Here is a 5,550-nt window from a genome sequence, read left to right as displayed (position 1 = left end):
AACTCTGGTAAACGTTTTATTTGTGCTAAACCTACTGCCGCATGTAATTCCGATATTCTAAAATTATAACCTAAAAACGGATGTGTTTCTGCTCCTCTATCGTTCCCCTCATGGTCATGTCCATGATCGCTATAATGGTCAGAGTTTGTATAATATTCTGCATTGTTTGTAATAACGGCTCCTCCTTCTCCACAGGTTACTGTTTTAACAAAATCGAAAGAGAAACATCCTAAATCGCCTATACTTCCTAAAGCTTTATTGTTATAGGTTCCGCCTATAGCTTGGCAAGCATCTTCTAACAATAACAAGTTATGTGCATTACAAATTGTTTGCAATGCATCCATATTCCCCATACTTCCACACATATGTACTACCATTACTGCTTTTGTTTTTGGGGTAATAGCGGCTTCTACTGCTTTCGGGTCTAATGTTAATGTAGCGTCTATATCTACTAAAACTGGTATAGCACCAAGCATGGTTATGGCTTCAAAACTAGCTACAAATGTAAAGGTTGGCATAATAACTTCATCTCCTGCTCCTACTCCAGCTGCTGCTAAGGCTACAGATACGGCTGCTGTTCCGCTAGATACTAATTGCGCGTGTTTTGTATTAAAGGTACGTTGCAACTCTTGCTCTAAAGATTTTGCTTTCCAATGGCCATTTCGCATACCATCAAACCCATAGCGCATTAATACGCCGTTATCTAATACATCTTGTACTTCTTTTCGTTCTTGGTCTCCAAAGCGTTCAAATCCTGGCATTGTATATCTTTTATAGTTTCAACGTCAAAACTAACAGAAATTAGTCAATTAAAAAAGCCTGTAGACACTAAGTTTTACAGGCTTTTTAATGTTTTTATTAAGGCTTGAGTGTTATGTTTTTTAATGAAATTCGTCAATTCGAGTGGATTTTACGATTGAAAAAGAGTAAAATTTGTATCGAGAACATACACTTTAGAACAAAATAGTTCTCGATACGATTCCTCATACTTCGGAATCACTCGAACTGACATTTCGATTTATTTTTTCAATTTCGACTTCAGTTTCTATTTAAAACAACTTTAATAATTCTCTAAAACTGAATCTATAAAATTAAAGTGCGTATCGGTCTCTCGTAAAAAAGTATAGCCAGAGAGTTCTCCAATGACGTTTAAGCTTCCGTTTAAGGCTACTAAATTGGGGTAGCTTCCTTTTTTATTGTATTTGCTAACTAATATGTTATTTTTTTTACGCTGTTCTGGTGTAATAATATCTGTTCGTCTTGGTATATCTACCATTACCAACACAAAGTCTTTCGATTTTTTTTCAAAGGCTTCAGAGTTAAAGAAATCCTTTTTTAAAGATTTACATGGTGGACACCAATCGCTTCCTGTAAAAAATAGTAATATTGGTTTTTTAGATGCCTTTGCTTCTTGTTTTGCTTCTTCTATATCTGTTAACCAATTTAGGTTAGATACTTCCTCTTCATCATACTGTGCAAAGCCTTGTACTGCGAAACATAATGTTAATATTACAATTAATTTTTTCATAAACTCCTTCAGATTAATACTACAATAATAAAACTTTTATCTAAATAACAAAAATCTTGCCATTATATTGTGTTACATTACAATAATAGAGTCTTGTAATGGCTTTCTTACCTTTTTAAATCCTGCAAACATATCATTATCAGCTCGGTAACCTATTGGCATTACTAATACAGATTGTAAGCCTTTAGCTTTTAGGGCTAGCATATCATCATATTTAGAAGGCTCAAATCCTTCCATTGGGCAAGCATCGATCCCTTCTATCGCACAAACCGTTAATAGGTTTCCCATTGCTAAATAGGCTTGTTTTGTAGCCCAAAGTGCTATGGCTTCTTTTGGCTTAGTTTCAAAATCATGAATTAAAAAATCTTTAAACCCCGCTAAAATTTCGTCTGGTGTGTGGCGTATGCTTTTTACACGATTAAAATAGTTTTCTATATAGGCTTTATCTACTGTGGTTTCTATACAAAACACTAATACATGAGAGGCTTGTGCCACTTGTTGTTGGTTCATAGAAACACGTACTAATTTATCTTGTAGCGGTTTATTGCTAACTACAACTAATTTTAAGGGTTGTAGTCCATAAGAGGTTGCTGTAAGGTTAAAGGCCTCATATATAGTGTTTAACTTAGCGTCTGAAATTAGTTTTGTAGCATCAAAACTTTTTGTTGCGTAACGCCACTGTAATTTATCTATAATATTCATTAAATACGGTTTATCTTTACACAAAAATACTATTTGACATTTACATAACAGACCTTGCTGTTATAATAAAAAGTAATACTACTATTATGAAACTAACTGATGAATTAATTAAAGCTTCGGAAACTAGAATTTTTAAAGCTATTTTCCCCAACACTACAAACCACTACAACACCCTTTTTGGTGGTACCGCATTACATATGATGGATGAAGCCTCATTTATTTGTGCTACACGTTTTAGCCGAAAGAAAGTGGTTACCATCTCTACCGATAAAATTGACTTTACAAAACCCATTCCTGAAGGTACTATTGTAGAACTAGTGGCTACAATAAATAAAGTGGGCCGTACAAGTTGTGTGGTTAAAGTGGATATTTTTATGGAGAAAATGTACGATAAATCTCGTGAACTATCTGTTACTGGGTTCTTTACATTTGTTGCTGTTAATGAAGACATGAAACCAATAGCAATACTGGATTAAAAATTTAAAAAAAAATACTTTTTTTATTTTTTTTAATCTAAAAAGGGTCTTATATTTGCACCCGCAATCAGGGAATACCTGATGAGACGCTCAAGGAGAAATGGCAGAGTGGTCGAATGCGGCAGTCTTGAAAACTGTTGAGGGTCACACCTCCGGGGGTTCGAATCCCTCTTTCTCCGCGAAAAGCCTTGTAATCTTCTGATTTACAAGGCTTTGTTTTTTAAGTACCAATGTAGATGTCAGAAGTATATTATTTAACTACATATTCATACTACTAAAAATTAAAAAAATATAACTTTAAAGGTTAAACTTATTTTAACTCTAATCTTGTTAAATTGTAGTTTATCTGAGCACCTCTAATATTATTCTCTGTTTCGATGATTTATAATAGGATAATACCTAACCAAAACAGATTTATACTTTATTACAGGATGATAACTATTTTTAATTTTATCTGTAACATACATTATATATTCTGTCTCAGTATTAAGTATCGCTTCTTTTAAAACAGCAGGTATATCTTGGCTTACTTCATCATTAGTATCAGATTGTTCTTTAACTGCAACAATTACTTTAAAACATTCAAAACCTTCTATAGCTTTAGTGTCATCTAAGATAAATACTTGATAAAAAATACTTAGAACGACATACTATAATCTCCTATACCTAATTATTTCACTTCATATAATAATAAAGAAAATTAAAAAGCATTATCACATAATCTAAAATAAGTAGGTATCTCATAGAGAATTTTAACCCTCAGTTGTGTTATAATTATACAATATTGTAAGTTTCTTCAACGTAAGAAGCAATAGCATTAAAAAGCACCTGAATAATAGTACGGTGCTTTTTCTTTAACAGGAATGACATACATGTTCCTTTATAAATAGACAATTCGGAAAACAGGGTTTAGATTATTTTAATGTATTCCCTTACTAATACTAATGAAAATCCTTACTACTTTCTCATTATTAAGTTATTACTTTGTAACTGAATAAATTGTAGGGAGTTTATTCAAAGCATATTAAAAAGCATCCATCGCACAGTAGGATGCTTTTTTGTTTATATACTTTAATATTAAAATATTGTTTCTTTAGTTATTATAATAGTTAAACTGTAGATAAAACACGCTAATATTAAAGTTATTTTTTATTACTTATCAATGACTTATAATAATTTTTTTAACTGCTTGTCTATTTGTTATTACATCTCTAATTTGAAGAAAATATAACCCATTAGCTAAACTAGAGGTATTTAAAACTGTAGATTTGTTAATCTCGTCATTATATATTAATCTGCCATTAACACTGTATAACTTATAATCGAAAGATTTATTATCACTTAAATTAATATATAAAGCGTTTGATACAGGGTTTGGAAAAACATTAATATTAAATAAAGAAAATTCACCAACACTTAAAGTTTCTTGAATTTCAAAATTAAAGTTAGATACATCGTAAAAAGTAGAAGCTGCTCTAAACCCACCATTAACATCGCAACGAACCAAAACTCGTGCATTAGTTGTTATAGTATTTGGAATAGTAATACTTTCTGCACCATCATTAGCGGTAGCGTTTGAAACAACAGAATAAGTATTACCTCCATCTGTTGAAATTAAAATATCTACATTAGCACAATGTGTATTGGTCTGGTTAACCGTCCATGTTACTGTATGCGTATCGTTTCCTGAAAATATCTCTCCTCCATTGGGGCTAGTAACCTCAAAAGGGCCTGTGTTTGCAACCGTAACAACTGTTCTATCTTCTGCCAATCTTCCAAATGTAGAATTATTATCTCTAACTGTAAGTGAAAAATTTATGTCTCTCGTGGTACATGGTAGCAGTTCCCATTGTTGATTATTATTTCCAGCTAAAACATCACTATATTGAGGCAAGCTACGGTAATTATCTGTTGTCGCAGAACGAAAACGAAATAATGCATTATTGTCAACATTACAAGAAGGAGAATTATTAACTAATAGTCCGCTACCATCGTATTGTACCCAATGGTAAGTTAAATTATTAGCTGGATCGTTATTATCATTACCGCTTCCAACTACAATAAAAGGTGTTTGCATTGGAATTGTAAAATCTGCTTGGGCATTTGCAACAGGATTATTAGCATTGCCTCCAGCATCATTAACTGAACAATTAAAATTTGGCAATTCTGCTATTATTTGTGCTATTGAAGCATAATGAAAAAAGGGATCTGAGTTTTGTGCATATTGTTCATTACCTTGACAAACATTTGCATAAGCCATTATTGATGATCCTTCTCCTGGTTCGTATCTATAATTCTGCACACTGTTACAGCCAGACTGGTTATGTTCTGATCCAAATTGATGACCAACTTCATGCGCTACATAATCGACCCATAATGTCGCAACCCCCATACTAGATGATGAAAACCCATTCCCTTTGTCGTTTCCGCAAACTACTTGAAGGCCCGCTAAACCATTTTCAGCTCCCCATAAAACCATGTGTCCAACATCGTAAGCATTAACACCAATAGCGTCGTTAAGTTTATTTGTTAAGTTGTCTGAGTCGTTATCCTGTTGTATTAATGCATTATCACTAACAAGAGAAAATTCTACTCCAAAATCTCTTAAATAAATTACATTAATCATATTAGTTCCTGCTGCTAAAGCATTTAATACATTTACAGGATTATATGGATTACCTCCAAATTGCAACCTATAGCTATTTGCTGCAAGTATTGCTAAACGATATGTTCTTTTAGTGGATGGTGATTTAGCAATATCTATATTTTTAATTTGTTTATTCAGTTTTGAAGCAATACTAGTGGTCATACAATTAAACACACTTGTAGCTGCATTTTTTTTAT

The 5,550-nt window shown here is 32.5% G+C and carries 5 protein-coding genes and 1 tRNA gene; 2 read left to right on the top strand and 4 right to left on the bottom strand.

Annotated elements, in window-relative coordinates:
• The 3 genes from ACVC2P_RS16130 to ACVC2P_RS16120 all read right to left on the bottom strand — a co-directional run.
• The coding region (locus ACVC2P_RS16130) for a DegT/DnrJ/EryC1/StrS family aminotransferase (RefSeq protein ID WP_452599484.1) at nucleotides 1-761 on the bottom strand (761 nt) is incomplete at its 3' end.
• Nucleotides 762-1,060: 299 nt separating this feature from the next.
• A complete protein-coding gene (locus tag ACVC2P_RS16125; RefSeq protein ID WP_452599483.1) occupies nucleotides 1,061-1,528 on the bottom strand; it encodes a thioredoxin family protein in 468 nt (155 codons plus the stop codon).
• A gap of 72 nt (nucleotides 1,529-1,600) precedes the next feature.
• Nucleotides 1,601-2,230: an NAD(P)H-dependent oxidoreductase gene (locus tag ACVC2P_RS16120; RefSeq protein ID WP_452599482.1), complete on the bottom strand. Its 630-nt coding sequence runs from the start codon at nucleotides 2,228-2,230 to the stop codon at nucleotides 1,601-1,603.
• A gap of 86 nt (nucleotides 2,231-2,316) precedes the next feature.
• Between ACVC2P_RS16120 and ACVC2P_RS16115 the strand changes: the two genes are divergently transcribed.
• Both ACVC2P_RS16115 and ACVC2P_RS16110 read left to right on the top strand, forming a co-directional pair.
• On the top strand, nucleotides 2,317-2,706 hold the full coding sequence (locus tag ACVC2P_RS16115) for an acyl-CoA thioesterase (RefSeq protein WP_452599481.1): 390 nt from the start codon (nucleotides 2,317-2,319) through the stop codon (nucleotides 2,704-2,706).
• 94 nt (nucleotides 2,707-2,800) lie between these two features.
• Nucleotides 2,801-2,885 (top strand) — tRNA-Ser (locus ACVC2P_RS16110).
• A gap of 980 nt (nucleotides 2,886-3,865) precedes the next feature.
• Here ACVC2P_RS16110 and ACVC2P_RS16105 read toward each other — a convergent pair.
• On the bottom strand, nucleotides 3,866-5,550 hold a 1,685-nt coding region (locus ACVC2P_RS16105; protein WP_452599480.1), incomplete at its 5' end, for a reprolysin-like metallopeptidase.

Source organism: Pontimicrobium sp. MEBiC01747 (genome assembly GCF_053601635.1).
Note: the sequence above shows the minus strand (reverse complement) of the source record. Positions and strands in the feature narration are given on the sequence as shown.